The organism is Xanthomonas sp. JL1, assembly GCF_038405005.1.
The window spans coordinates 1-23927 of sequence record NZ_JBBYGR010000038.1 but is presented as its reverse complement, the minus strand read 5'-3'; the positions used below and the strand labels follow the sequence as shown (position 1 = coordinate 23927).

The following is a 23927-nucleotide window of genomic DNA, read 5'->3' as shown; positions in this document are numbered from 1 at the left end:
TCGTAGTCGCTGCACGGCCGCGCTCGACGGCTTTATCCGAACTTACTCGCTGCGCTGATCCGTGGCACGTGCTGGGTCCTGCACTGGCTGGTTGTGCTGCAGTAGCCACAACATGATGGTCTTCTGGCGTACGTAGTTGGCGCGCACGTAGGCGTAGATCAGTCCATGCCAGCCATCGCGAAAGCCGCCGCGCAACAGATAGCCGCGCCAGAAGCGCCAGGCCGGTGCCAGCACCAGCTTGCTCCAGGTGGCGCGTTTGCCGCGTGCGTGTTCGTGTTCGGCCATCATCTGCGCGTAGCGCTGGGTTTTGGCCAGTTGCTGCATCAGCGAGCGGTACGGGTAATGGATCAGATCGCCCGCCAGTGTCGCCACGGCGCCATCCACGCTGGCCGCCTCGTGGATCTCGCGCTTGCCGCGCCAGCCGCCGCGGCGACGATCGAACAAGCGCAGCACCCGGTCCGGATATGCATTGCCGTGGCGCAGGAAGCGGCCGAAGTAGTCGGACAGGCGGGCGAAGCGGTAACCGGCAGCAGTGGTGAAGCCGGCATCGCGCGCAGCGATGATCGAGGCGCGCAGGGCATCGCTGACGCGTTCGTCGGCGTCCAGGCACAACACCCAGTCGTGGCTGGCCTGTGCCACGCAGAATGCCTTCTGGCTGCGATAGCCGTCGAAGGCGCGCTGCAGCACGCGCGCGCCGTGTGCGCTGGCGATGGCAGCAGTGGCATCGGTCGAGCCGGAGTCCACCACCACGATCTCGTCGCAGAACGCCAGCGAGGTCAGACAGTTGCGTAGGCGATCGGCCTCGTTGAACGCGATAATGCAGGCACTGATGCGAGGCCGTTCGTTGGGTGCGGTCGAAGAGGACATGTGATGGCCGAGTACCTGCTGTTCGCAACGGAGCGTTACGCGCTGCCTATTCTGGCGCCATTGGCGCAGGCATTACAGGCCTGCGGGCATGCGGTGTCGGCCTGGTTCGAAGGCGGTGCGCGCGGGCTGGCGCTGCCCGGCGTGCGTGAGGTCGGCCTGCGCGATGCGCTGGTGTTGCGCCCGCGGGCGGTCTTCAGCGCGGCTAACTGGGTGCCGCCGTTTGTGTCGGGCGCGAAAGTGCAGCTGTTCCACGGTTTCAATGTGCAAAAGCGCGAAGACAACCGCGGCCATTTCCGCGTGCGGGGTTTGTTCGATCTGTATTGCACGCAAGGCCCGGCCACCACCGCGCCGTTCCGCGCGCTGGCGCAGCGCGAGGGCCATTTTGCGGTGGTGGAAACCGGCTGGCCCAAGCTCGACCCGGTCTTTCGCGACGATGGTGGGCGCAGCGCCGCCCTGCGCGCGCCAGCGAACGGGCGGCCGGTGATCCTGTTCGGCTCCACCTTCACCGAGAGGCTGAGCGCGGGGCCTGCGCTCTTGGATGAAATCGCCGCCGACATCGCGCGCGGTGCGCATTACTGGCTGCTGACCTTGCACCCGAAATGCGCTCCGGCGTTGTTCGATCGCTATCGCGCACTGGCAGGCGCCAACGCACGCTTCATCGAGCCCGAAGAAGTCATGGCGGCGCAGCGTGCGGCCGAGGTATTGCTCTCGGATACCTCATCGATCGTGTCCGAGTTCGTGGTGCAGCACAAACCGGTGGTGACCTTTCGCAACCGCGTGCCGCAGCCGCACATGCTCGACTTCCAACAGGCCGAGCAGTTGCCGCAGCAGCTGGTGCGCGCGCTGGCGCCGGATGCGGCATTGCGCAGCGCACTTGCCAGCTACGCAGATGCGATTCACCCGTATCGCGACGGGCAGTCTTCCGAGCGGGTGATCGCCGCGACCGAAGACTTCATCGCCGGCAAGCTCGGCGGACTGCGCCGCAAACCGCTGGGTGCGGTGTGGCGTGGGTTGCAGATCCGTCGCGAGTTGGGCTACTGGGGACCGGCGCAACGCTGAGCACGATCCGCCGTATCGAGCGCGGGGGTGATGATCGGCGACGCCTTGCCGAACGTGGTCGTCGTCATTGAATTGAGCAGTGCAATCGCTCGCGTTGCCAAAGCCGCTCAGCACCACGGCTGATCGCCGATGTTGAGCAGTGCAACGACTGATCGCTAATGTTGATCACCAGCGCAACTTGCGCCGCGCCAACGCAGCACCGAGTTGCGCCTGCAATGCCGGGCCGGTGGCATTGGCGCCGGCCGTATCCAGCCACAGCGTGGCGGTGCCGGTCAGCCGATCCAGCGGCGAGCGTTGCAGTTGCAACGCCTGCAGCTTGTCCAGCTCGGCCACTCGCCACCAGCGCTTCCACCAGCCACCGCGCACCGCAACGAAGCGCGCATCTACTGCATACGCCATGCGTTGCACCTGGCGCTGCGCCTTGAATGCGCTCCACGGCAGCCACGCCAGCAACCACAAGGCCTGGCTGCCGAACTGCCACGCCAGGCCCGCCACCAGCGGCAGCAGCACCAGCGCCGTTGGCAGACTCAATCGCCACCAGCAATGCGTGGCGATCGACTGCCATTGCGCCGGCGGCCATGCGATACCGGGCAGCAGGCGCTGCAGCAATGCATCGCAGTGCTGCGGGTCGGCAATGGGGGCGAGCTCCTTCAGAGCGCTGCCTTCGTTATCGGCGGTGCCGGCCACTGCGGTGTCCACCCGCAACTGGCGACGACCGAACAGACGGTGCAGCAGGCCTTCGTACAACGTCCACGACTGGATCCGCCGCAATGCCACGCTGCTGCGGATCCGCGTCAGCAGCCCGCGCTCTACGGTGAGGCGGCGCTCGGATTCGCTCAGGTGGAAGCCGTGATACTGCGTCACCGCCAAGGCCACCGACAGCGCGCGCATTGCCAACAAAACAGCCAGCGTGGCAATCGTCACCAGCGTTGCCGTGACCGCGACACCGGGATGGATCTGGCTGACGTAGCGATACGCCAGTTCGCCGTTGTGCTCGACGAAGGTGGACACCGTGCGGCGCGGAATCATCTGGTAGATCACGCCGAAGCTGGCGGCCACCACCACCATGCCACGATTGGAGATCAGCCCCAGCCGGATCACCTCGGCCATCGGCAGGCGCAATAAGCTGCCGCTGTCTTCGTCGATCTGCGGCGCGGTGGCGTCTGCGCCCGTCGCTCGGCGACGGATCAGATCTTCCAGCGCCAGCGCCTGATCCAAACGCAGCACGCGCATCTCCGCTTCCGGCTTGTGGCCGCCGGCCGATTCCAGGCGGACCTCGGCCACGCCGGCCAGGCGGTGCAGCAGCGATTGATGCACCACCACGTTATGGATGCGCGCAAACGGAATATCGCGTCGGCAGCGTTCCAGCAGACCACTGCCAATCGCCACGCCATCGCTGCCGATCCGGTAGCGGTAGGTGACGTAGCGCAGCACCGAAATCGCCACCAGCACCGCAACCACCACCCCGGTGGCGATCTGGTCGGCAAAATCGCTCCTGCCCTCGCGGCTGCCGAACAGGACCAGCGCGGCGAGCGGAATCAGGAACTGACGGATCTGTTGCAGCAACACGAACACCCACGACAACGGATGCAGGCGCTGCTCGTCGTTGCCGGGGTGCTCGATGGCGCTCATAGCGCGTCGTCGTCGTGATCGAGCTGGCGGGCCAGGCGATCACGCAGGCGTTCGGCATCGTCCTGATCCAGCCCAGACAGCGCCACGGCATTGAGGCGGCTGCCGGCGGTATGCACCACCAGCGTGGTCAGGCGGGTAGCGCGTTCGATCGGCCCGCGGCGCAGGTCCACGTGCTGCACGCGCGAGATCGGAACGCGCGTATCGCTTTGCCACAGATGTCCCCGCTGTAGCGCCAGACCATGCTGATCGAGCTTCCAGTGCGTCAGTCGGTGCCGTTTGACTGCAAACCAGGCGCCGAGCAGGGCGATGAGCGCAGTTACGCCCAGCACCGCCGGCCACTGATGCCAGGCGTGCAGCCAGGCAACCGTGACGCCGCCTGCGATCAGGCCCGCACATCCGCCGCCGAGCGTGCCGTTGACCGCCGCCACATACGCACCGCGTCGCGGCAGCGACTGCCACTGGCTCGCGGCTGGCGGTTCTGCCGAATCAGGCTCGACGATGACAGCGGGGTGCGGCGGTGGAGCGTCGTGCACGAGGTTAGCCTGCAGAAGCGGTTCGCAAGCATAGCTGGCCGCCGAGCCGACCACAGGCACACTCGCGCCGGACGCGCTACTGCGCGGCCAGGATCAACGCATCCACATCCAGCGCATGGCCTGCGCGTGCGGCCTTGGTGCGCAGGTACTGCTCGTTTTCCGCGGTGATGTCGCCGGTGATTGCGATGCGGTCTTCGACCGCAATACCTGCCGCGCGCAGGCGCTCGGCCTTGGCCGGGTTATTGGTCAACAGCCGGATCCGGCCAATGCCCAGCCCTTGCAGCATCGCCACCGCACTGCCGTAGCGGCGCTCGTCCGGGCCGAAGCCCAGCTGCGCGTCGGCATCGATCGTGTCCAGGCCAGCATGCTGATAGCCGTAGGCGCGCATCTTGGCGGCGATGCCGGTGCCGCGGCCTTCCTGATCCAGGTACAGCAGCACACCGCCGCCGAGTTCTTTCAGCTTGGCCAGGCCGTGTCGCAGCTGGTCGCCGCAATCGCATTTGAGCGAGCCGAACAGGTCGCCGGTCAGGCACGACGAATGCACACGCACCGGCACGGCACTCATGAGGTCCGGCTGGCCGACCAAGATGGCCAGCTGGTCGCGCTGCGCCACGCCGCCGCGGAACACCACGAATTCGCTCATGCCCAGGCCGCGTAACGGCACCGGGGTGCGGGTCACCAACTCGTAGCCGGCGGCCGCGGACGTGGCGCAGCCGCGGCTCAAATCGCCCAGTGCCAGCGACTGGCAGCCGGCGAACGCGGCATGGTCGTGCACATCGCGCAGTTCCACCGCCAGCAGTGCCGGCAGCAGTAGGCCAAGCCGTGCGATCTCCACGCCACCGGCATCCAGCGCATCGCCGGCCGTCCACTGCGTGGGCACCGTTGTGTCGCGCAGGTAGGCCAGCGCGGCGATCTGGTCGTAGCTGTGATCGCTCAAGCGCACGCGCGCGCCCTGCGGCGCGCGCAAGCCCAGCACCTGGGCGCGGGTGGGCGTCACGAACAGATAGTGGCGGGCCTGCGCGGCGCGGGCGAAGGCGGTGTGCGACTGCGCCGTGCTGCTATCCAGTGCCAGCACCGCACGCGCCTGCCCATCTGCCGCCGTCAGCAGCACCGGGCGCCCGGCACGCAGCTCGGAGGCGGCGCGCTCGCAGCGGATGGCCGCCGGGTCGCCGAAGCTCTGCGCGCTGGGGGAGGGGATGGGCCTGCTCATTCACGACTCCAAATGGGGGCTGCCACGGCCGCTTCAAGGCGGACGCCGCCGCGGTCACTGCATGATGGCGTCTGCCCATTGTCGCGCGCCTGGCAACAGGCAGTCGCCACGACCGGGTAGAACGCTGCATCCAGCCGCTGCCGATTGAGTGGTGCGGCATGTGCCGATTGGTTGCCCGTGTCCCGCGTCGTTCAGCGCCTGGCAATGCTTTAATCGGGCGACCTCCACGTTTATCGGGCCCCATGCACATTGTCGATTGCAGTCAAGCGCGCCACGCCAGCGCCATTCTGGACATCTTCAACGAAGCCATCGCCACTTCCAATGCGCTGTACGACTACCGGCCACGGCCGCCGGAGAGCATGGTCGGCTGGTTCGCCACCAAACAGGCGGGCGGCTTTCCGGTGATTGGCGTGGAGGACGCCGACGGCACCCTGATGGGCTTTGCCAGCTACGGCACCTTTCGCGCCTGGCCGGCGTTCAAGTACAGCGTCGAGCATTCGATCTACGTGCACTGCGATCATCGCGGCAAGGGTCTGGGGCGCTTGTTGCTGCAAGCCTTGATCGCAGCGGCGCAAGCGCGCGGCGTGCATGTGCTGGTGGGCGGCATCGATGCCAGCAACCAGGCCAGCATCGCCTTGCACGAACAGTTCGGCTTCACCCATGCCGGCACCGTGCGCGAGGCCGGTTTCAAGTTCGGGCGCTGGCTGGACCTGGCGTTTTATCAACGCATTCTGGCCACGCCTGCGGATCCGCACGACGACTAGGTGCGGTTACCAAGACGACTGCGCAGGTGCCAGGCGGGCGCGGCCGGTGCTCGGAATCGGCATGTACCGCTCGTACACTGCGGTTCTGAGCGCGCCGTGCGCACCTACTTGACGACTGCTCGTGACGCCTGGGTCGCATCCCCAACTGCGTTTGAACCAACAGGCAGGGCGGAGCAACGAGGCCGCTGTGGCGCTGCACTCAATGCGGATGCCGCTCGGTCGCATACGGGTTGGCCTCGCCGCTGCCCGGCGGGCGCAGGGTGTAGCGCTTGTAAGTCCACTGGTATTGCGCCGGGTCGCGCCGGGCGATCTGTTCGATGCCGGCGTTGAGCGCGCTGGCTGCGCGTACCGGATCCGCATCGGCCACCGCGGGGTCGGCCGGTTGCACATGCAGCGCGAATTGCAGGTCGTCGCCAGCGCGTTCGCACCAGCCGTACAGCACGATCGCCCCGGTCCGCTCGGCCAGCCGGTTGACCAAGGTCATGGTCAAGGCCGGAATGCCGAAGAACGGCGCGAACACGCCATCGCCCATCTTCGGTTGCTGGTCGGGCAGGATGCCGACCGCGCCGCCGTCCTTGAGCACCTTGAACAACTGCCGCACCGCCGGGCCTTCGGCACGCACCTGGCGCACGTTGTCGCCGCCGCGCGCCAGGTGCAGGAAACCGTCCACCGCCTCGGACTCCGGCGGCCGGTAGACAATCGCGATGGGCCCACGCTCGGACAGCCACTGGTTGAGCAGTTCCCAGTTGCCGAAATGCGGCGCCGCCACGATGACTCCACGCCCGGAGGCCAGTGCGGCGTCGTAGAGCTCCTGGCCGTTGCGCTGCAGGCGGGCCAGATTCTCCGCTGGCGGGTGGGTCCAGGTGCGCAGCACTTCCAGCGTCTGCCGCGCGGTCGATTGCAGGATCTTGGCGTGCAACTGCGCGCGCTGCTCGGCGCTCAATTCCGGATACGCCAGTTCCAGATTGCGGCGCGCCACGCGTGATTCGCGTGCATTGAGCTTGCGCCAGCTCCAGGCCAGCCTGTCGGCCAGGCGCTTGAGCAGCGGCCACGGCAGGCGGCCCACGGTGGCGGCGGTGGCGTACAACAGGCGAGCGCGAACGTCAGGTGTCATTCGCGCAATTCTAAACAGCGCGGCCGGCGAAGACCCGCGCGTGACAGTGCCGGCAGCGCTGGGCATGCTGCGCGGAACAGTTTGCTGCCAGAGAATGCCCATGCTTGCACTGATCCAGCGCGTCACCCGCGCCAGCGTCACGGTCGATGACCGGATCGTCGGGCAGATCGGCCCCGGGCTGCTGGCGCTGATCGGCGTGGAGCCCGGCGACCGCGACGCGCAAACCCGGCGCCTGGCCGAGCGCCTGCTCAGCTACCGCGTCTTCAGCGACGACGCCGGCAAGATGAATCGCTCACTCACCGACACCAACGGCGGCCTGCTGCTGGTGAGCCAGTTCACCCTGGCCGCGGACACCAGCTCTGGCAACCGCCCAGGCTTCAGCACCGCGGCACCGCCCGAAGAGGCTGAACGGGCGTTCAATCAATTGGTGGACATTTGTCGCGAAAAACATCGCGGCGGGGTGGAAACGGGGCGCTTCGGTGCCCATATGGTTGTCGACCTGGTCAACGATGGCCCGGTGACCTTTCTTCTCAGACCCTAGAGACACTACGTCCACCAGCGGTCCCGTCTTGAATCCGGCAGACCGGGCTTCACGCTGGTATAATGATAGGTTCTCTTTCCAATCTCAAAGCCGGTGGCGCGAGCACTCATGGCCAACGAACGTCCTGCCCAGCAATCCGACATCAAGCTACTGATCAGCAAGGGCCTGGAACAGGGCTATCTGACCTACGCCGAAGTCAATGACCATCTGCCCGACGACCTCGTCGACCCGGAGCAGATCGAAGACATCATCAGCATGATCAACGGCATGGGCATCGATGTCCATGAAGTTGCACCCGATGCCGAAACCCTCTTGCTCAACGATGGCAACACCGGCAACCGCGAGGTTGACGACACCGCCGCCGAAGAAGCTGCCGCCGCGCTGACCGCGCTCGACACCGAAGGTGGCCGCACCACCGACCCGGTGCGCATGTACATGCGCGAAATGGGCACCGTCGAGCTGCTGACCCGCGAAGGCGAAATCGCCATCGCCAAGCGCATCGAAGAAGGCCTGAGCCAGGTCCAGGCAGCATTGGGCGTGTTCCCGCTGTCGACCGAAATGCTGCTGGCCGATTACGAAGCGCACAAGGAAGGCAAGAAGCGTCTGGCCGAGATCGTGGTCGGCTTCAACGACCTGATCGAAGAAGCCGACGCCGCCGCCGCCGCGCTGGCTGCCGCTGGTCCCGTCGCTGTCGACGAGGATGCGCTGGATGAAGACGACGACGAAGACGGCGATGACGCCGCCGCCGAAGAAGAGGTCGGCCCGACCGGTCCGGACCCGGTTGAAGTCGCCACGCGCATGCAGAACCTGGCCAACGAATACGCCAAGTTCAAGAAGGTCTATGCCAAGAACGGCGCCGAGCACAAGCTGGTGGTCAAGGCGCGCGAAGACATGGCCGCCATCTTCACCACGCTCAAGCTGCCGCTGCCGCTGACCGACGCGCTGGTCACCCAGCTGCGTGGCGTGGTCAACGGCATCAAGGACCACGAGCGCAAGGTGCTGCACCTGGCCACCACCGTGGCCCGCATGCCGCGCAAGGATTTCATCCGCTCCTGGGAAGGCAATCAGACCAACCTAGAATGGGTGGAAGATGCACTCAAGCGCAAGCAGAAGTGGTCGTCGGCGCTGCGCGACGTCAAGGATCAGATCATCTCCGAGCAGCAGGGCTCGATGGAGATGGAAAAGGCCAGCTATCTGACGCTGGGCGAGATCAAAGAGATCAGCCGTGCGATGGCCTATGGCGAAGCCAAGGCGCGCAAGGCCAAGAAGGAAATGGTCGAAGCCAACCTGCGTCTGGTGATCTCGATTGCCAAGAAGTACACCAACCGCGGCCTGCAGTTCCTCGACCTGATCCAGGAAGGCAACATCGGCCTGATGAAGGCCGTGGACAAGTTCGAATACCGTCGCGGTTACAAGTTCTCGACGTATGCAACGTGGTGGATCCGTCAGGCCATCACCCGTTCGATCGCCGATCAGGCGCGCACCATCCGTATCCCGGTGCACATGATCGAAACGATCAACAAGCTGAACCGCATTTCCCGCCAGATGCTCCAGCAGTTTGGCCGCGAGGCGACGCCGGAGGAATTGGCCAAGGAAATGGACATGCCCGAGGACAAGATTCGCAAGGTGATGAAAATCGCCAAGGAGCCGATCTCGATGGAAACCCCGATCGGCGACGACGAGGATTCGCATCTGGGCGACTTCATCGAGGACACCAATGTGGAGTCCCCGATCGACAACACCACCAACATCAATCTCTCCGAGACGGTGCGTGACGTGTTGGCCGGCCTCACCCCGCGCGAGGCCAAGGTGCTGCGCATGCGCTTCGGTATCGATATGAACACCGATCACACGTTGGAAGAGGTCGGTAAGCAGTTCGATGTCACCCGCGAGCGGATTCGTCAGATAGAGGCCAAGGCATTGCGCAAGCTGCGTCACCCGAGCCGCTCGGAACAGCTGCGCTCGTTCCTGGATATCGACTGATACCTCAGTCGTACCCGTGCAGTGATCACAAAGCAGCCCCGCTCATGCGGGGCTGTTGTGTTGTGGCCCAGGCAGTTGGCTATGCTTGGCCCTAGGCTGCAGCGGCGTGCAATGCACCGCGAACCGGTGAGGTGGGCATCGAGGCGTTCACGCAATGGAGACGAAGCCACACGGTCACGCAACATTAAACAGATGTTTCTGCAAACCTCACGTCACGTTCTGACCACGACTTCTACGTTGGCGGACGAATGGAAACGGGATCGTCTTATGAGTAGGCAACGCCGCTTCGAAACCACCACGTACCACGAGCACGAGATCCGCGTACGCGTCGAGCAGGCTTCCCCGGATGCCAACTGGACGCTATGGGTGGACGTGTACGCGCTCGGCGGTAGGCGTCAGCCACGCATCGCCGGTCGCGGGCCGGGCTATGAGACGTATCAGGAGGCCATCGCGCACGGATTTCGTGCGGGTCGCCAGCTGGTCGATGGGCAGTTCGAGACGACGGATGCCTGAGACACGGGGATTGGGGATGGGTGATTCGGGATTGCTAGGTTCTGCTGGCTGTTTCTAGGCCGCGTTTCCCAACGTCACCCGCGCGTTACCGCGATCATCGTGCCCGCCACAGTGTAGTGAGTGCCATGATTGCGCCAACGGCTCCCAGCGGTCACGCACACATGGCGCTGCTGGCGCTGTGATCGACCGTTGACCAGGCCAGCTTCGGCATCGCCAAGCTCCACTCCGTGCTGCAATCTGCTCGGGTGCACCGGTCGGTAAAAGGCGTCTGCAGAGCGGCGGCGAGACGGAACTCTGAAATCTGATACGCAACGCTCAGCCACCGCTGGGCTTTTTTGTCGTGGGTGCCGATGCACGAGCGCGCGGTCAAGCATGGATCGCTGCGCGCACCGGCCGCCTAGCAGACAGGGTGACGCGCAGACAGGTAAACTTTCGCGTCCGCTGCACGGCCCGACATGCTCGCCATCTCGCTGCCAGACATACGGGCCTATAGCTCAACGGTTAGAGCAGAGGACTCATAATCCACTGATCGAGGCCAGATCGGCGAGGCAGAATTGAGCGGGGTGGCCACCCTTCCGCCCCATCAAAAAAGCAAAAAGGGCCTATAGCTCAATTGGTTAGAGCAGCGGACTCATAATCCGTTGGTTGCAGGTTCAAGTCCTGCTGGGCCCACCATCTTTGCTTGCGCTGGCGCGTCGGTACAGTTTCGGTACAGTGGCGGTACACGAGCCCTGTTCTGGAGCAACCGAATGGCGACCATCGTCAAGACACCCTCAGGCACGTGGAAAGCGCTCGTCCGCAAGACGGGATGGCCGGCCACAGCCAAGACCTTCCGCACCAAACGCGACGCCGAGGATTGGGCGCGGCGCACCGAAGACGAAATGGTGCGCGGCGTCTATATCCAACGTGCGCCGTCCGAGCGCATGACCATCGAGGACGCGCTCAAGCGCTATCTATCCGAAATCTCACCAACCAAGCGCCCGGCATCGGCCGACAGCGACGCGAGACACGCGAAGCCGCTGATGCAGAACCTGGGCAAGTATTCGCTGGCCGCACTGACACCGGAGCTGATCGCCAAGTACCGCGACGACCGGCTCGCTGGCCTGGATCGCAAGGACGCCAAGGGCAAGCCTGCCCCCAAGCCCCGTTCGCCCAACACGGTACGTCTCGATCTCGCATTGCTCGGCCACCTGTTCAACGTGGCGATCAAGGAATGGGGGATCGGCCTGACCTACAACCCCGTGCAAAGCATTCGCCGTCCAGCGCCAAGCCCTGGGCGGGATCGACGGCTCACGCGAGAAGAAGAAACCCGCCTGATGGCGGCGGTCGATGCTCACTCGAACCCAATGCTCGGCTGGATCGTGCGCATCGCGCTCGAAACAGGAATGCGTTCTTCGGAGATCACAGGCTTGCGCCGGAACCAGGTCGATCTTGACCGGCGCGTGGTGCGTCTCCAGGAAACGAAAAACACGATGTCGCGTACCGTTCCTCTGACGGTCGAGGCAACCCGGCTGTTTCGTGAAGCGCTGAACAATCCGGTGCGCCCCATTGATACCAACCTGATCTTTTTCGGTGAGCCTGGACGTGACAACAAGCGCCGGGCTTACCAGTTCAATCCGATCTGGACGCGCATCAAGAAGGATGCCGGCGTGCCGGACTTTCGCTTTCACGATCTGCGCCACGAAGCCGTCAGCCGTTTTGTGGAAGCAGGCTTGTCCGATCAGGAGGTCGCGGCCATCAGCGGCCACAAGTCGATGCAGATGCTCAAGCGCTACACCCATCTGCGCGCGGAGGATTTAGTGGGCAAGCTCGATCAGGTGGTGAAAAAGACAGGAAATCCATGAATTATTTCAATGAATTTTCTTATTTCCATAGCTGACGCAATTATTTGATTTGAAAAGATATTTTTCTATCCGCGAAATGCTCGACGCCAAGATACCTTATTTTGGTAATCGAGGATGGTGCATTTTGGTATGGTGAGATAGTTGATTTTGGCTTTAAAAATCAATGACTTAAATTTGACCAATAGCCATATCAGTCAAAAAATACGCCCATCTACTCATTATTTCGGTGGATGTATTGATGACAACGGAAGAATATCTACTTCAACGGTATGGCCCACTCATGAGTCTTGGCGACGTGGCGGGGTTGCTCGGTCGCTCGCCAGACGGTATCCGGGTTGCGCTGTACTCGGATACTGATGTCGCCCGCAAGCTCAAGCCCACGATGCTGCGGGTTGGCCGGCGCGTCTACTTCCGCACTCTCCAAGTCAAGGACGCGCTCGCACTCGATAGCAGTGCGCAAGGAGCGCTGGCGCGATGAGCATCAAGGCGATGAACTGGGCGTGGGAGCAGCGGCTACCACCCAATTCAAAGCTGATCCTGATGGCCTTGGCTGATTCGGCCGATGAGATCGGGAAGTGCTGGCCGCGCGTGCGGCTCATCGCCGAAAAGTGCTGTGCGTCTGAGCGAACGGTGCAGCGCGTTTTGAAAGAGCTGGAAGAACGCGGCTTCCTTCATATCGAGCGCAGATTTCGAGGCGACGGAGGGCAATCCTCGAATGCCTATTACCTGTGCCTCGAATCACCCCCCGTCAATTTGTCATCCCCATCTCTCACCCCCTCCGACAAGTTGTCACCGGGGGGCGACGCGGCCGTCACTCCCCCGGTGACACGACAGACATCCCAGGGCGACAGAACTGTGTCACCCCATGAACCACCAACCAGAACCATCAATAAATCGTCACTACAACTACCGGCGAAAGTTATCCACACGCCGCCCCCTTCGCCCGTACCGGGCGAGGCGGAGAAAGGCGCCTGCGGCGCATTGGTGTGGCCTTCACGCCTGAATGAGCGGGAGCGCAGTGCCATCGCCTCCATGGTGAGTGGCCTTGATGCCAACGATGCACAGATGCTCCTGGACGAACTCGCCGGGGTAATGGCAACGCAGAGCATCAAGACCAGCCCGGAACGCTGGTTTCGCGCGGTTCTGGATCGCTTTCATCAAGGACGTTTCGCACCGTCGGCCGGTCTTGCCGCGAAGGAAAAGAGATTGCGGATTCAGAGCACACCAGCCGAGACACCAGTTCAGACAGCTTCGCCCGAGGTCATTCGTCATCACTTGGAGCGCATCCAGACCATGCTGGGCAGAAAGGGGGCCACCGTCGAATGACTACCCGGCCGCAGAGCCGCCGCCCGACTGCGACCTTGCGCTATGGAGACCTGGATGCTTACTGCGACAGCTTGGAGCGAACGGGGCTCGTGCGCGTGATCCTGAAAGCGAATCGGCGGCATGGATACGCCTTGAGCGTGGAGAACGCCGGAGACTTTCGGCGCGTTGTTGATGGCCACGGACGTCAACTCTGGTTCAGAACCGTGGATCAAGCCTTGGAGGAGCTTGCGAATATTCCGTATTTGAGCGAAGAATTCAGTATTGATCGAACCGATTGGTAAATCGGCCGGGTTGTCCCCGGTCACCGTATCCCCCAAGGGGGACGCTTGTTTGCCCCAAGAGCGCTTCGGCGTACCGGGCTGCCGGCCTGAAAAGAAGGGCCTGATGATCGGGGAAGGCATCAAGATGCCGATCTGACCCGCCGAAAGTGGCGTGACCGTGGGAACCGGAAAAGACGGCCCTGACGACGCGGAAAGACCGTTGTGACTAGCCCGAAGCCCGTGCAACGCGGGCAGGGTGCCGCCCCAAGTAATGCGGGGCTGACTGCCGGGAACAGTAGCTCGAAAGAGCCGGCGGACAGGTCGGAAAGACGACCAGCGTCCCCTCCTTCTCACCGAAAAGGAGTGGCAAACATGCAATCTCTCAAAACCTTAGCGGTAATCACCGTAGCTTGCTCAGTTTTCCTGAGCAATTCCACATACGCGCAGATTCCGGTCACTGACGGCGCTTCCATTGCGCAGCAGGTCGCCGCCCAGGTCGAAACCATCGCCAAGTGGAAGATGCAGTACGACCAGATGACCAGCCAAATCAACCAGATGAAGCAGCAATACGAGTCGCTGACCGGCTCGCGGAACCTCGGGCAAATCCTGAATAACGCGGCCCTGCGCGACTACCTGCCGAACGACTGGCAAGGCGTCTATGACGCCGTGAAGTCGGGCGGCTATTCCGGCCTGAGCGGCCGGGCGCTGTCAATCTATGAGGGCAACAAGGCTTTCGATGCCTGCGCGCATTTCAAGGTCGCAGACCAGCGGACGGCGTGCGAAGCCCAGGCCGTCAAGGGTGCCCAGGACAAGGCTTTTGCCCTGGATGCCTACGACAAGGCGAAGTCGCGGCTAACCCAAATCGACCAGCTCATGGCGAAGATCAACGACACGCCCGATCCGAAGGCCATCGCCGAGCTGCAAGGCCGGATCGCCGTCGAACAGGCGATGATCCAGAACGAGCAAACGAAGCTCCAGATGTATCAGATGGTCGCGGCGGCCGAAGATCGTTTGCAGGAGCAGCGGCAACGCGAACTGAACGCCAAGGCAGGCGCACGGCGCGGCTGGATTCAGCCCCAGGTCACGAATTGAGGGGGACACGACCATGATTTCCTATTTTCATGCTCCCCTGGTGGCGCTCTGCTTCTTCATCCTGCTGGCAATGTGGCGCTTCTGGTCGTGCATTGACCGCATGGGCTTCATGCGCGAGGTTAGCCGGCGCGCGCCCTCGATGTTGCACGGTGATCTTGTCGCCGGCATCCTGGCTTTCATGCCCTTCCTGCTCGCACTGGTCGATTGGGCAGGTATCACGCTACCGCGCCAGGACGGCCCCATTTCGCCGTATGCGTCGGTGTTCCTCTCCCTGGGTTGCCTGCTCGGGTGCATGTTCATGCTGCGCCAGTCCGGCGAACGCTTCGCGGGCCATTGGGCCGGCACGCGGGAAAGCGCCCTGCGCACGGTCGCGGCGCTGCGCATCATCGACGCGGCCGAGCTGGCCCACGCCCTGGACGTGGCGCAGCAACACGAAGCCCGCCAAGGCTCCGGCCGTGTCATCGACGCGGAAACGCGCGAGGTGCGCAAATGAAAAAGCTCGCCCTCTCCCTAGTTGTCGCGGCCGTCCTGGCCGGCTGCGGCGAGAACACGCCCGTTCAAACGGTCGATTGGTACAAGGCCCATGACGCGGAACGAAAGGACATGATCGCCAAGTGCAAGAGCAACCCCGGCGAACTGGCAGCCTCTCCCAACTGCATCAACGCGCAGCAGGCGCAGAACGAAAAAGACCTGTCGCGGCGTGGCTACTTGAAGCTGCCGCCGGTCGATCTCAATAAGAGGGGGGAATGACATGGACCCGATGATTTTTCAGTTCATAGGCCAGTACCTCGACGCGGCGCTGAATCCGTTCATCACCGGAACCGTGGGTGAGGTCATTTCGACCTTCACCCTGTTTTTCATCGGCGGGGCCACCATCCACCTGACGCTGATGGGCTACGCCATCGGTTGGGGGTATGTCGAACTGCCCTTCTCCACGTTCATGAAAACGTGCGTCAAGTACCTGTTCATCGGTGCCCTGGCGCTGAACGCTGCAACCTACTCGGATTGGGTCGTCGGTAGCATCCAGTCGCTGGAAACCGGCTTTACATCGGCCTTTGCCGGGACGGGGGACGGGTCAAGTCCCACGTCGGTTTACTCGGTCGTGGATGCGGCGCTCGGCAAGGGATGGGGGATCGCTGCCGACCTTTGGGAAAAGGCCGGAAATCGAGGCATAACCGAGATGGGCACGATGTTTGGTGAATACATCAATGCCACCATCATCGCCGTTGCAACGGGCCTGATTGGCGTGCCGGCCGGCGGCATGATCGTTGTGGCGAAAGCCGCCCTGACGATCATGCTCGGCATCGGCCCGGTGTTCGTTGCGCTGCTGCTCTGGCCTGCCACGTCGAAGTTCTTCGATAGCTGGTTCGGGCAGGTGATGACCTACATCCTGCGCATCGCCCTGGTGGCGGCCGTCATGGGGTTGGCCTTCAAGGGCTTTGACGCGGTGATAAACAGCGTCGATCTGGACAGCGACCAAAACACGCTATTCACGTCCCTGGTGCTGATTACCTTCACGTTGGTTATGTTCTGGCTCCTGGCCGAAGCAAACAACGTCGCCGGCCAGCTCGCGGGTGGCATCAGTAGTGCAGCCGTGACATTGCGCGGCATGGCTCAAGGCGCTATGGCTCCGGCCAGTACGGCGGTAAGAATCATCAATCCGACCTCAACCCGCCTTGACCCGCGCACCGGGCACCAAACCACATCCAGCCGCCTTGAGCACCTTGCGATGGGTCGCAGTGTCTTTGCCAAGAATCCAGCCTATCGGGACGGCCTGAAGGAACGGTTGCAACAAGCCTGGAGCAAGCCCGATGGCGGAACCATGAAAAAGGGATAACAAGCCATGTTCAGCCAGCTAGAGCATGAAGCCCTGATGCGCCTCATGACGCACGCAACGGGCTACGTTCCCGACAGCCGCCGCATTGCTCACTGGCTGCAAGAGTGGGAACAGTCGAGCAATCCTCGGGGTATCAAGGCGAAGGTGCCGGGCCTCGCCTTCGATCATGCCAGGGACGTGCAGACGGTCGCCCATGCGGCGAAGCGGACAGGGGCTAAGCCCTCCACGCTTGGCCGCCTGGAATACCGCTACAACATGGAAAGCATCGCGCGGGCCTACCCGCTGCCGGTGATGGAGTACGAACGATGAAGGACAAGCCGCACGACGAAGCAATGGCCGAGGCGTACCGCAAGCGGCCGGGCGAGGCGTTCGCCATGTTCCGGGCGCTGCTGCTCGATGGCGGCCAGCTCGGAGAATGGCGCATCTTCTGGCGTCACGTCCGGCTTGCGCTGCGTCAGCGGTAAGTCTCTCGATCCGCACCATGGCCCCGCCTCGGCGTGGCTTTCTTTTTGGTGACGGCGGATTTTCCTCGATCGCGCGAGCCTGTCACCATCGCCGGGCATTGGTGACGCCGGCAGCTCGGCCAGGTCATCGCCGTGTCACCATCCCTGCATTGGTAGTAATAGTCGTAGTAATACTATTACTACGACTACAAGGCTCTGGCAGTGACCAAGAGCAGCGCTAGAGGTCTGAGTCCTGATCTCGAAAATTTCGTCATGACGAAATTCTTAGCGCCTATGCCGACTGATGCCGAGTTGGTGTTCCTGACTCCGAAGGCTGCGGCGGCGAAGCCGCCTTTCTCCACCACGCCCGCAGGGCGAAGGGGGCGGCGTGCTGATTGCAAGTGGATGGCTCGTACTGCAAACAGCGGCACCACGCCCGAAGGCAACGGCCAGTTGAAAGTAACCCTCGCCCAGCAAGGTCTGGCTGCCCGATGCACAGCGAACCCATGCCTCCATCCTTTTGGATGTCCTTGGCCATGACCCTGAATTTCTTCGTCATGACGAAAAAACGAGGGGAAGTGTGGGCTAGTGCAGGATAGGCTAACGCCGGTATTTTGTGCCACACTACGGGCAAGCACGTGAACTGAACATATTTCTACCGAGAAGGCCATGCCGAGAAAAGCTGAAATCGGAGCGACCCGCGACAGTCACATTTACCGCGTTCGCGTACCGGCCGGATTGCAAGCGCAATGGGAGGAATGGTGCGCGAAGTCGGACAAGAAGCCGTCCGAGGTGATCCGGGCGCTAATGCGCTACCTCGTCCAGGACAACATACCGAACGAGGTGCGTAACTGGGTCGCCGCTCAGGCTGCTGGCCATCCAGACGATGGGCCAAAGGAACGGGTCGAGGTTCGACTCACACCAACCGAGTACCAGAGCATCACGACCAAGGCCGACGCCGAGGGCTGTTCCCCTCATCGCTGGATCGTCAACTGCGTGCGGGCCAGCCTGACCCACGAACCGCAGTTCACGATGGAGACGACGAAAGCTCTATGGGAATCGTCGTATCAGCTCAGGGCCATCGGCCGGAACCTGAATCAGATCGCCAAGCGGCTAAACGAAGGCAAGCCGGCCGGAATCAAGACTGAACAGATGGAGAAACTGGCGACTTACATCTACCGGCACACGGACAAGGTGGCGGCCGTCCAGGACGCTAGCCTTAGTCGCTGGATGCTGAACATCGCGACGAACAGCAACGTTGCCCCCCCTCTGCCCGCTTCCAACGGGCGGAAAGCGCACAAACCTTCATCAATACAGACACGCAACCAGGGCCATGACTGACCGATTGTCCCCCGAGCGTCGTCGCTATCTGATGCAGCAGGTAAGAAGTAAGAACACGCGGCCCGAGAAGGCGGTGCGCTCTCTACTGCATAGCATTGGCTACCGCTTCCGACTGCACCGCAAAGACTTGCCTGGAACTCCCGATATCGTGTTTCCGAGCCGGCGCTTAGTGTTGTTCGTGCATGGCTGCTTCTGGCACGGTCATGGGTGTCGGATCGGACAACTACCGAAATCGCGCCTCGACTACTGGAGTCCGAAGATCGAGGCCAATCGAGCTCGCGATCAGCGAAAGGAAGCCGCTTTGGCCGCAGAAGGCTGGCGCGTTGCCGTTGTCTGGCAGTGCGAGCTGAGCGATCTCGGCGCTTTGGAGGCACGGCTTAGGAACATCCTTGACCCGAGCTAAAAACGATCGACAAAGCGATCGTTTCTTTGTATGATCCCAGTCTGCGATCTGCACTCAACGAACGACAAGGACATTCAGCTATGACACGCCCCATCGGGATCGACCTGTTCGCTGGGGCCGGGGGGCTCAGCCTCGGTTTCGAGCAAGCTGGATTCGACCTCGTCGCAGCGGTGGATATCGACCCAATCCACTGCGCTGCGCACAAGTTCAACTTCCCCAAGTGCGCCACTGTCTGCAAGAGCGTTGTCGATGTAACGGGCGACGAACTGCGTCGCATCGCCGGCATCGGAAAGCGCGATATCGACATCGTGATTGGTGGTGCGCCCTGTCAAGGCTTCTCTCTCATCGGGAAGCGCGCGCTCGACGACTCGCGCAATCAGCTCGTGCATCACTATGTGCGCGTGGTGATGGAATTGAAGCCCAAATACTTTGTGTTCGAGAACGTCAAGGGCCTCACCGTCGGTAAGCATCGCCAGTTTCTAAAGGAGGTTATCGAGGCCTTTCAGAATGGTGGCTACGATGTAGTAACGGATTACAGAGTGCTCAACGCAGCCGACTATGGAGTGCCGCAAGATAGACGCCGTTTGATCCTCATGGGCGCTCGCAAAGGTCTTCCTCTTCCGGCCTACCCGGAGCCTACTGGACGCACGACCGTAGGCGATGCTATAGGCGACATACCCGATGCGGAGAGCTTCCCTGAGCTATGGGAGCGCGACTGGGTGAAGGCGAAATACGGTAAGCCATCAACGTATGCGGCTTATCTTCGTGGCAAGAAAGACGATCCGACCGACTTCGGCTATCGCCGACAATTCGACCCCATGCTACTCACTGGCTCATTGTTGACAGACCACACCGAGTTATCGCGTCAACGCTTTGCTGCCATAGCTCCCGACGATGTGGAGCCTGTCAGTCGGTTCAAGAAACTGGCTCTAAACGGCATCTGCAACACACTACGCGCAGGTACTGCGAGCGATCGAGGTGCATTCACGTCGCCTCGCCCAATTCATCCGACGGTTCCGCGCGTCATCACTGTTCGTGAAGCTGCTCGCCTGCACTCCTATCCGGATTGGTTCCGATTCCATGCGACCAAGTGGCACGGGTTCCGCCAGATCGGCAACAGCGTCCCTCCGCTGCTAGCTCGTGCCGTCGGAGGACAGATCATGAAAGCTCTGCGCAAAAAGCCAGAAAAGCCGTCCGAGATGTTGGCGCTTGGAGACCAGAGCCTGATTGGCATTTCTATGACCGATGCCGCAGCGATGTTTGGCGTTTCTAGCACGGTCATTGCACGACGTAGCCGCCCTGTTGATCGGCCCGCACCTCGACGTCACGAAGAAAGAGAGCTGGTAACAGCATGAACGACACCACCAAGGCACCGAGCCGCTATCACCAGCTTATCGAGAAAATTTTCTTCGACGGGTACTCCGAGGGCATAACCGAAATTCCGTTCGAGCGCAAAGCACTCAAGGAAGCTGCCCAGGAACTCGACATCGCGCTACCCGACAATCTTGGCGACGTGATCTACTCGATCCGTTTTCGCACTCCCATGCCCGCCAAGGTGTTGGCGACCCAGCCAGTGGGGCGCGAATGGATCATCGAATTGGTCGGGCGGGCCAAGTACCGCTTCCGCTTGGCGACGGCCAATCGCATCGTCCCCAACCCGAACCTCGCTGTCATTCGTATTCCCGACAATACGCCCGAGATCATCGGTGCCTATGCGCTCGACGACGAACAGGCGCTGTTGGCGAAAGTGCGCTACAACCGCCTCATCGACATCTTTCTTGGCCTAACTACATTCTCTTTGCAGAACCATCTGCGTACGAGCGTAAAGGGCGTCGGACAGATCGAGATAGATGAGTTGTACGTGGGTCTCGACAAGTACGGTTGCCACTATGTCATTCCAGTACAAGCCAAGGGAGGCAGCGACCAAATTTCTGCAGTGCAGACCGCTCAAGACACTGCTTGGTGCACGCAGAAGTATCCAACCCTACGATGCCGAGCCATCTCGGCGCAGTTCGTCAGCAGCGACCAGATCGCCTTGTTTGAGCTGAAGATGGACGACGACGAGCTCAAGGTCGTAGAAGAACGGCACTACAAGCTGGTTCCTGCCGGAGAGCTTGATCGTAAAGAGATCGTCGACTACCGGAGCTGATCAACCCGGTACTCCTGCGGTACAGGACTCAGTTTTGCCCACCTTCGTCAAGCTGCGCTAAACTACTGTCGCAGCTTACTTTTTTGTTCTGTAGCTTACGCTCCCCTATGCTTGATTTTCCTAGGCATAGCACGTTGGCGACGAACTCATAATCCTTTGGTTGAAGGTTCGAATCCTTCTGGGCCCACCAATAAAAACAGGCACTTGGACGCGAGTCGAAGTGCCTGTTTTGTGGGCTTGGGAAAATTGTTGGGAAAATTCAGCGCCGTCGTGGAGGTTTCACGACCGGTAACTCGTGGTCGTAACGATCTGTCATCGACGACGAGACGTGCCCAGCTGCATCTTGCTTATCGCCTCGATTGCCCTCGGTGTCGGTAACGCCCCGATGCTTCAAACCATGTAGTGAGAAGCGCTCCTCAGACTTGATCACGCCATCGCGTATTGCCGCAGGGATGAATCGCTGCCATGCGCTGTCGAGTGACGACTTGACAATCGGATTGCCGGTCTGCTCAATGAGGAAGAAGCGTTCTTCCGGCTTCATTGGTATCGGAAAGTTGCGGCCAGGCTTGTTGCAGATTTCTGATCGGCGAGCCAGCAACGCCTCCCATGCTTCCGTCATGTGGGCGTCCCACGTGGTGAGTGTGTCGCGCGATCCCTTTCTACGTGACGCGTGCACGCCGTGTTCTAGCCGATGTGCGTCAGTGAGTGAGCAAACTTCGATACCGCGCAGCCTGGCGCTGTATGCCAGCACCATGACTGGGGGGAGATAGCTGGGAAAGCTACCTTTGGTGTGAGGCTTTAAAGCGCCGCGCTCGCGGGCGAACTGTAGAACAGCCTCGAACGCATCAGGCGTAGGCATCCTGAAGGCCTTAGCCTCCTTCGCCTGGAGAACACCAATTGCAGGATTCTCCTTGCAGTAGCCATGGCGCACCCCCCACGCGAGTGTTCGCCGGAGGTAGCGATACAGATGATTGGCCTTGCTAGGCGTTGGAGGAAGCGCCTGCTGCAGGCGAGTAGCCGGTCTCCCGTTTGCAAAGGTCTCAAGCAGCCGCTGCACCACGGGCGTAGTGATGTGTTCCAACTGCACACCACCGAGCTTGGACCCATCCTTGCGGACATAGTTGGCAAGCGTATCAGCGTAGCGTCGGTAATCCTTCTGCGTGTCATGCTGTAGTTCCTTAAATTCGCTCGCTTCGTGGAAACGGTCGAAGAGGTAACGCAGCGTGCCACGCACGTCCCCTCGTAGTCGAGATTCTGCGATTGCATGGAGTTCAGAGAGACGAGCACTTCGAAAGGCGACCGTACGCTTCACTTGTCGGCCACCGTCCGGATGGTCTTCATGCATGTACCAGCGGCCGTTCTCCCAGTAGATGCCTTTAGGGAGCGCCTCCTGCTCGATGTGACCTGGAATATTCGGGTTGAACCTCCGTTTACGTCCCCGCGCCATCAGATGAGATCCTCGTCTTGGTGCTGTTCTTGATTTGCTGCAGTGACAAGGCCAAGAGATGCGTTTATCGCATCCAACGTTGTCCATATGCGGCCGCGCCTGTCGTACTGGTAGCGAATGCCTGTCCGATCAGCCCACCTGACCACGGACGCTACCTGCGGCCTGGGTCCGTCAGGAGCATAGATACGCTGCAGATCCTCGAAGTGCAGGATTCGCTCGGTCATAGCAGCTGCTCCTGCTGCCATTGACGGCGGGTCTTCCATTGCTGCCGCATCTCGTCGCGCAGATCCTGTGCCGCCTGGGCGCCGCGCTTGGCGGCGATCATCTGCTGCAGGAGACTCACCGACCTGGCGTCGGTGTAGCCCTGCTGCAGCCAATGGCGCGCCTCGCATTGGAGCCTGTGTACTTCCATTGCCTCATCGCTCATTGGCTGGTGCCTCCGCGCAGGCGTAGGCCCAGCTGCACCACGTTGCTGTCTGCCGGCGCTGCCTGGCGAGGCACGCGGATGCGATGCATCCGCTTCCATTCGGCCAGTGCCTGGTCGAACGCGGCGTGCTTCTTGGTGCGACCACATGGGCACTCAATAACGTGCCCGCCGCCGGCCTGCAGGCGGCGGCCGTCCGCGATGTGCCGGCCAGCATGTCCATCCCTGTAGGCGGGCAGCGGCTCAGGGTGCGAGATCTCGCGCTGTGTCATGCGGGGTTTTCCTCCGTTGCCCCCGCGCCGTTTCCGATCGCTCGCTCTGCCTGCCGTAGGTGCGCAATGCTGTCTTCATCGATCCGATCGAGCGCCTGCGCGATGGTGTAATCCATGTCCGCGAGCCAGTCGTGCCGGTTGAGCACTAGGGCAGCGGTCAATGCCTCCCCAGTGGACAGCGGACCGGGGTCGTCGTAGGCCTGCGCTGCGCGGGACACAGCAATGACGCGGTCAAGGTTCATCGCGGCATCCTCCACGCTGCACCGACCGGCACACACGCCTCGGCGATCGCAACCGTCTGGATGCGCATTCGCTGTGCCGTGCGTTCAGCCAGCGCCTTGTCGTTGGCGAGCATGAGCACGTCGTTCTGGCTCAGCTGCCAGTCCTAGCCTTTGCGTTGCAGTCGCTCATCCAACTCGACCACGCGCTTGAGGCCGCAGGCCTGGCAGATCGCCTCGGCGTTTAGCGTCTTGCCGCTGGCCATCGGTCCATAAACCAAGATTGACTCAGCCATGGGCTACCACCCGACGCACGGCCATAGCCCGACGACGACGCAAGCGTTGCGGAATCTGTCCCACTGCCAGCCCGACATGTGCAGTCCTTGCCGGGCGAGAGATCCATAGGCGGTAGAGCAACGCGCCGCCGATCGTTGGGGCCGACGTCCCCCCAAGTTTGAGTAGCACCTCAGTTTGCAATCCAATTCCCTATCCCGAGGAGATTGGACGTGAAGAAGCGCTTTTCCGAAGAGCAGATCATCGGCTTCCTGCGCGAAGCCGAGGCCGGCATGCCGATCAGACCTGTGCCGACGGCATGGCTTCAGTGAGGCTTCCTACTACCTGTGGCGCAGCAAGTTCGGCGGCATGAGCGTGCCCG

Annotated in this window: 29 protein-coding genes, 1 tRNA gene, 1 other RNA gene and 1 pseudogene; 22 read left to right on the top strand and 10 right to left on the bottom strand. The window is 62.0% G+C overall.

Annotation, left to right across the window (positions count from 1 at the left end; all coding sequences use genetic code 11):
* Positions 1-42: 42 nt before the first annotated feature.
* The gene (locus tag WJW29_RS08205; RefSeq protein WP_011257498.1) at positions 43-867 is read right to left on the bottom strand and encodes a glycosyltransferase family 2 protein; all 825 of its coding nucleotides are present in this window, start codon (positions 865-867) and stop codon (positions 43-45) included.
* Here WJW29_RS08205 and WJW29_RS08200 point away from each other — a divergent pair, their 5' ends adjacent.
* Positions 868-1926 (top strand): UDP-N-acetylglucosamine 2-epimerase, encoded by a 1059-nt coding sequence (locus tag WJW29_RS08200; RefSeq protein WP_011257499.1) that lies wholly within the window; start codon positions 868-870, stop codon positions 1924-1926.
* A gap of 165 nt (positions 1927-2091) precedes the next feature.
* Here the strand turns inward: WJW29_RS08200 and WJW29_RS08195 are convergent, their stop codons facing one another.
* The 3 genes from WJW29_RS08195 to ribA all read right to left on the bottom strand — a co-directional run bounded on the left by WJW29_RS08195 (position 2092) and on the right by ribA (position 5301).
* Positions 2092-3558, bottom strand: a complete 1467-nt coding sequence (locus tag WJW29_RS08195; RefSeq protein ID WP_011257500.1) for a PH domain-containing protein — start codon at positions 3556-3558, stop codon at positions 2092-2094.
* The gene (locus WJW29_RS08190) at positions 3555-4058 is read right to left on the bottom strand and encodes a PH domain-containing protein (RefSeq protein ID WP_042465436.1); all 504 of its coding nucleotides are present in this window, start codon (positions 4056-4058) and stop codon (positions 3555-3557) included. Before WJW29_RS08190 ends, WJW29_RS08195 begins: the two co-directional genes overlap by 4 nt.
* Before the next feature lie 109 nt (positions 4059-4167).
* On the bottom strand, positions 4168-5301 hold the full coding sequence (gene ribA, locus WJW29_RS08185; protein WP_011257502.1) for a GTP cyclohydrolase II RibA: 1134 nt from the start codon (positions 5299-5301) through the stop codon (positions 4168-4170).
* Between the two features lie 242 nt (positions 5302-5543).
* Between ribA and WJW29_RS08180 the strand changes: the two genes are divergently transcribed.
* Both WJW29_RS08180 and WJW29_RS08175 read left to right on the top strand, forming a co-directional pair.
* Entirely contained in the window at positions 5544-6065 is a 522-nt protein-coding gene (locus WJW29_RS08180; protein ID WP_011407503.1) for a GNAT family N-acetyltransferase, read from the top strand.
* A 61-nt stretch (positions 6066-6126) separates the two neighbouring features.
* Positions 6127-6206, top strand: a non-coding RNA gene (locus WJW29_RS08175) — sX9 sRNA.
* 58 nt (positions 6207-6264) lie between these two features.
* Here WJW29_RS08175 and WJW29_RS08170 read toward each other — a convergent pair.
* Entirely contained in the window at positions 6265-7281 is a 1017-nt protein-coding gene (locus WJW29_RS08170; protein WP_011257504.1) for a lauroyl acyltransferase, read from the bottom strand.
* On the opposite strand from WJW29_RS08170, the gene dtd reads away from it, so the two are divergent.
* The 18 genes from dtd to WJW29_RS08080 all read left to right on the top strand — a co-directional run bounded on the left by dtd (position 7280) and on the right by WJW29_RS08080 (position 20911).
* A complete protein-coding gene (gene dtd, locus WJW29_RS08165; RefSeq protein WP_011257505.1) occupies positions 7280-7720 on the top strand; it encodes a D-aminoacyl-tRNA deacylase in 441 nt (146 codons plus the stop codon). The two genes, WJW29_RS08170 and dtd, sit on opposite strands and share 2 nt — an antisense overlap.
* Before the next feature lie 108 nt (positions 7721-7828).
* Positions 7829-9703 carry an RNA polymerase sigma factor RpoD gene (gene rpoD, locus WJW29_RS08160; protein WP_011407505.1) on the top strand — a complete coding sequence of 625 codons (1875 nt, stop codon included), beginning with the start codon at positions 7829-7831 and terminating at the stop codon, positions 9701-9703.
* Between the two features lie 192 nt (positions 9704-9895).
* Positions 9896-10216 carry a hypothetical protein gene (locus tag WJW29_RS08155; protein ID WP_011407506.1) on the top strand — a complete coding sequence of 107 codons (321 nt, stop codon included), beginning with the start codon at positions 9896-9898 and terminating at the stop codon, positions 10214-10216.
* 598 nt (positions 10217-10814) lie between these two features.
* Positions 10815-10891 (top strand) — tRNA-Ile (locus WJW29_RS08150).
* 74 nt (positions 10892-10965) lie between these two features.
* Positions 10966-12060: a site-specific integrase gene (locus WJW29_RS08145; RefSeq protein ID WP_041181948.1), complete on the top strand. Its 1095-nt coding sequence runs from the start codon at positions 10966-10968 to the stop codon at positions 12058-12060.
* 238 nt (positions 12061-12298) lie between these two features.
* Entirely contained in the window at positions 12299-12538 is a 240-nt protein-coding gene (locus WJW29_RS08140) for a hypothetical protein (protein WP_025988679.1), read from the top strand.
* The gene (locus WJW29_RS08135; RefSeq protein ID WP_011257508.1) at positions 12535-13386 is read left to right on the top strand and encodes a helix-turn-helix domain-containing protein; all 852 of its coding nucleotides are present in this window, start codon (positions 12535-12537) and stop codon (positions 13384-13386) included. Before WJW29_RS08140 ends, WJW29_RS08135 begins: the two co-directional genes overlap by 4 nt.
* A 261-nt stretch (positions 13387-13647) precedes the next feature.
* On the top strand, positions 13648-13803 hold the full coding sequence (locus WJW29_RS08130) for a hypothetical protein (RefSeq protein ID WP_162899400.1): 156 nt from the start codon (positions 13648-13650) through the stop codon (positions 13801-13803).
* A 215-nt stretch (positions 13804-14018) separates the two neighbouring features.
* A complete protein-coding gene (virB5, locus tag WJW29_RS08125) occupies positions 14019-14738 on the top strand; it encodes a P-type DNA transfer protein VirB5 (protein WP_069959713.1) in 720 nt (239 codons plus the stop codon).
* A 13-nt stretch (positions 14739-14751) separates the two neighbouring features.
* A complete protein-coding gene (locus WJW29_RS08120) occupies positions 14752-15231 on the top strand; it encodes a hypothetical protein (RefSeq protein WP_011257512.1) in 480 nt (159 codons plus the stop codon).
* Positions 15228-15488, top strand: a complete 261-nt coding sequence (locus WJW29_RS08115) for an EexN family lipoprotein (RefSeq protein WP_041181949.1) — start codon at positions 15228-15230, stop codon at positions 15486-15488. The genes WJW29_RS08120 and WJW29_RS08115 overlap by 4 nt, the downstream gene beginning before the upstream one ends.
* A 1-nt stretch (position 15489) precedes the next feature.
* Positions 15490-16575 (top strand): type IV secretion system protein, encoded by a 1086-nt coding sequence (locus tag WJW29_RS08110; RefSeq protein WP_011257514.1) that lies wholly within the window; start codon positions 15490-15492, stop codon positions 16573-16575.
* Between the two features lie 6 nt (positions 16576-16581).
* Positions 16582-16884 (top strand): hypothetical protein, encoded by a 303-nt coding sequence (locus WJW29_RS08105; protein WP_041181950.1) that lies wholly within the window; start codon positions 16582-16584, stop codon positions 16882-16884.
* Positions 16881-17039, top strand: a complete 159-nt coding sequence (locus WJW29_RS08100) for a hypothetical protein (RefSeq protein WP_011257515.1) — start codon at positions 16881-16883, stop codon at positions 17037-17039. The genes WJW29_RS08105 and WJW29_RS08100 overlap by 4 nt, the downstream gene beginning before the upstream one ends.
* Positions 17040-17687: 648 nt before the next feature.
* Positions 17688-18359, top strand: a complete 672-nt coding sequence (gene mobC / locus WJW29_RS08095; protein WP_198912804.1) for a plasmid mobilization relaxosome protein MobC — start codon at positions 17688-17690, stop codon at positions 18357-18359.
* Entirely contained in the window at positions 18352-18762 is a 411-nt protein-coding gene (gene vsr, locus WJW29_RS08090) for a DNA mismatch endonuclease Vsr (protein ID WP_011257516.1), read from the top strand. The genes mobC and vsr overlap by 8 nt, the downstream gene beginning before the upstream one ends.
* A gap of 80 nt (positions 18763-18842) precedes the next feature.
* Entirely contained in the window at positions 18843-20117 is a 1275-nt protein-coding gene (locus tag WJW29_RS08085; RefSeq protein ID WP_041181951.1) for a DNA cytosine methyltransferase, read from the top strand.
* Positions 20114-20911, top strand: a complete 798-nt coding sequence (locus WJW29_RS08080; RefSeq protein WP_011257518.1) for a hypothetical protein — start codon at positions 20114-20116, stop codon at positions 20909-20911. The genes WJW29_RS08085 and WJW29_RS08080 overlap by 4 nt, the downstream gene beginning before the upstream one ends.
* Before the next feature lie 259 nt (positions 20912-21170).
* Here the strand turns inward: WJW29_RS08080 and WJW29_RS08075 are convergent, their stop codons facing one another.
* Genes WJW29_RS08075 through WJW29_RS08055 form a run of 5 tightly spaced genes read right to left on the bottom strand, consistent with a single transcriptional unit; the run spans position 21171 to position 23296 of the window.
* A complete protein-coding gene (locus WJW29_RS08075; protein ID WP_011407507.1) occupies positions 21171-22358 on the bottom strand; it encodes an integrase in 1188 nt (395 codons plus the stop codon).
* Positions 22358-22582 carry a hypothetical protein gene (locus tag WJW29_RS08070; RefSeq protein WP_024745954.1) on the bottom strand — a complete coding sequence of 75 codons (225 nt, stop codon included), beginning with the start codon at positions 22580-22582 and terminating at the stop codon, positions 22358-22360. The genes WJW29_RS08075 and WJW29_RS08070 overlap by 1 nt, the downstream gene beginning before the upstream one ends.
* The gene (locus tag WJW29_RS08065; protein ID WP_011257520.1) at positions 22579-22785 is read right to left on the bottom strand and encodes a hypothetical protein; all 207 of its coding nucleotides are present in this window, start codon (positions 22783-22785) and stop codon (positions 22579-22581) included. Before WJW29_RS08065 ends, WJW29_RS08070 begins: the two co-directional genes overlap by 4 nt.
* A complete protein-coding gene (locus WJW29_RS08060) occupies positions 22782-23054 on the bottom strand; it encodes a hypothetical protein (protein ID WP_011257521.1) in 273 nt (90 codons plus the stop codon). The genes WJW29_RS08065 and WJW29_RS08060 overlap by 4 nt, the downstream gene beginning before the upstream one ends.
* Positions 23051-23296, bottom strand: a complete 246-nt coding sequence (locus WJW29_RS08055; protein WP_011407508.1) for a hypothetical protein — start codon at positions 23294-23296, stop codon at positions 23051-23053. The genes WJW29_RS08060 and WJW29_RS08055 overlap by 4 nt, the downstream gene beginning before the upstream one ends.
* A gap of 482 nt (positions 23297-23778) precedes the next feature.
* Between WJW29_RS08055 and WJW29_RS08050 the strand changes: the two are divergent.
* Positions 23779-23927, top strand: a pseudogene (locus WJW29_RS08050) (transposase); the annotation flags it as partial.

Bases quoted from the DNA above. Each gene is read 5' to 3' on its own strand.
- vsr (WP_011257516.1), top strand. From the start codon at position 18,352: ATGACTGACCGATTGTCCCCCGAGCGTCGTCGCTATCTGATGCAGCAG.
- WJW29_RS08060 (WP_011257521.1), bottom strand. From the start codon at position 23,054: ATGACACAGCGCGAGATCTCGCACCCTGAGCCGCTGCCCGCCTACAGG.
- WJW29_RS08080 (WP_011257518.1), top strand. From the start codon at position 20,114: ATGAACGACACCACCAAGGCACCGAGCCGCTATCACCAGCTTATCGAG.
- WJW29_RS08075 (WP_011407507.1), bottom strand. From the start codon at position 22,358: ATGGCGCGGGGACGTAAACGGAGGTTCAACCCGAATATTCCAGGTCAC.
- WJW29_RS08140 (WP_025988679.1), top strand. From the start codon at position 12,299: ATGACAACGGAAGAATATCTACTTCAACGGTATGGCCCACTCATGAGT.
- WJW29_RS08205 (WP_011257498.1), bottom strand. From the start codon at position 867: ATGTCCTCTTCGACCGCACCCAACGAACGGCCTCGCATCAGTGCCTGC.
- WJW29_RS08085 (WP_041181951.1), top strand. From the start codon at position 18,843: ATGACACGCCCCATCGGGATCGACCTGTTCGCTGGGGCCGGGGGGCTC.
- WJW29_RS08055 (WP_011407508.1), bottom strand. From the start codon at position 23,296: ATGAACCTTGACCGCGTCATTGCTGTGTCCCGCGCAGCGCAGGCCTAC.
- WJW29_RS08105 (WP_041181950.1), top strand. From the start codon at position 16,582: ATGTTCAGCCAGCTAGAGCATGAAGCCCTGATGCGCCTCATGACGCAC.
- WJW29_RS08120 (WP_011257512.1), top strand. From the start codon at position 14,752: ATGATTTCCTATTTTCATGCTCCCCTGGTGGCGCTCTGCTTCTTCATC.
- virB5 (WP_069959713.1), top strand. From the start codon at position 14,019: ATGCAATCTCTCAAAACCTTAGCGGTAATCACCGTAGCTTGCTCAGTT.
- dtd (WP_011257505.1), top strand. From the start codon at position 7,280: ATGCTTGCACTGATCCAGCGCGTCACCCGCGCCAGCGTCACGGTCGAT.
- rpoD (WP_011407505.1), top strand. From the start codon at position 7,829: ATGGCCAACGAACGTCCTGCCCAGCAATCCGACATCAAGCTACTGATC.
- WJW29_RS08115 (WP_041181949.1), top strand. From the start codon at position 15,228: ATGAAAAAGCTCGCCCTCTCCCTAGTTGTCGCGGCCGTCCTGGCCGGC.
- mobC (WP_198912804.1), top strand. From the start codon at position 17,688: ATGCCGAGAAAAGCTGAAATCGGAGCGACCCGCGACAGTCACATTTAC.
- WJW29_RS08195 (WP_011257500.1), bottom strand. From the start codon at position 3,558: ATGAGCGCCATCGAGCACCCCGGCAACGACGAGCAGCGCCTGCATCCG.
- WJW29_RS08155 (WP_011407506.1), top strand. From the start codon at position 9,896: ATGTTTCTGCAAACCTCACGTCACGTTCTGACCACGACTTCTACGTTG.
- WJW29_RS08180 (WP_011407503.1), top strand. From the start codon at position 5,544: ATGCACATTGTCGATTGCAGTCAAGCGCGCCACGCCAGCGCCATTCTG.
- WJW29_RS08135 (WP_011257508.1), top strand. From the start codon at position 12,535: ATGAGCATCAAGGCGATGAACTGGGCGTGGGAGCAGCGGCTACCACCC.
- WJW29_RS08065 (WP_011257520.1), bottom strand. From the start codon at position 22,785: ATGAGCGATGAGGCAATGGAAGTACACAGGCTCCAATGCGAGGCGCGC.
- WJW29_RS08100 (WP_011257515.1), top strand. From the start codon at position 16,881: ATGAAGGACAAGCCGCACGACGAAGCAATGGCCGAGGCGTACCGCAAG.
- WJW29_RS08110 (WP_011257514.1), top strand. From the start codon at position 15,490: ATGGACCCGATGATTTTTCAGTTCATAGGCCAGTACCTCGACGCGGCG.
- WJW29_RS08170 (WP_011257504.1), bottom strand. From the start codon at position 7,281: ATGGGCATTCTCTGGCAGCAAACTGTTCCGCGCAGCATGCCCAGCGCT.
- WJW29_RS08145 (WP_041181948.1), top strand. From the start codon at position 10,966: ATGGCGACCATCGTCAAGACACCCTCAGGCACGTGGAAAGCGCTCGTC.
- WJW29_RS08070 (WP_024745954.1), bottom strand. From the start codon at position 22,582: ATGACCGAGCGAATCCTGCACTTCGAGGATCTGCAGCGTATCTATGCT.
- ribA (WP_011257502.1), bottom strand. From the start codon at position 5,301: ATGAGCAGGCCCATCCCCTCCCCCAGCGCGCAGAGCTTCGGCGACCCG.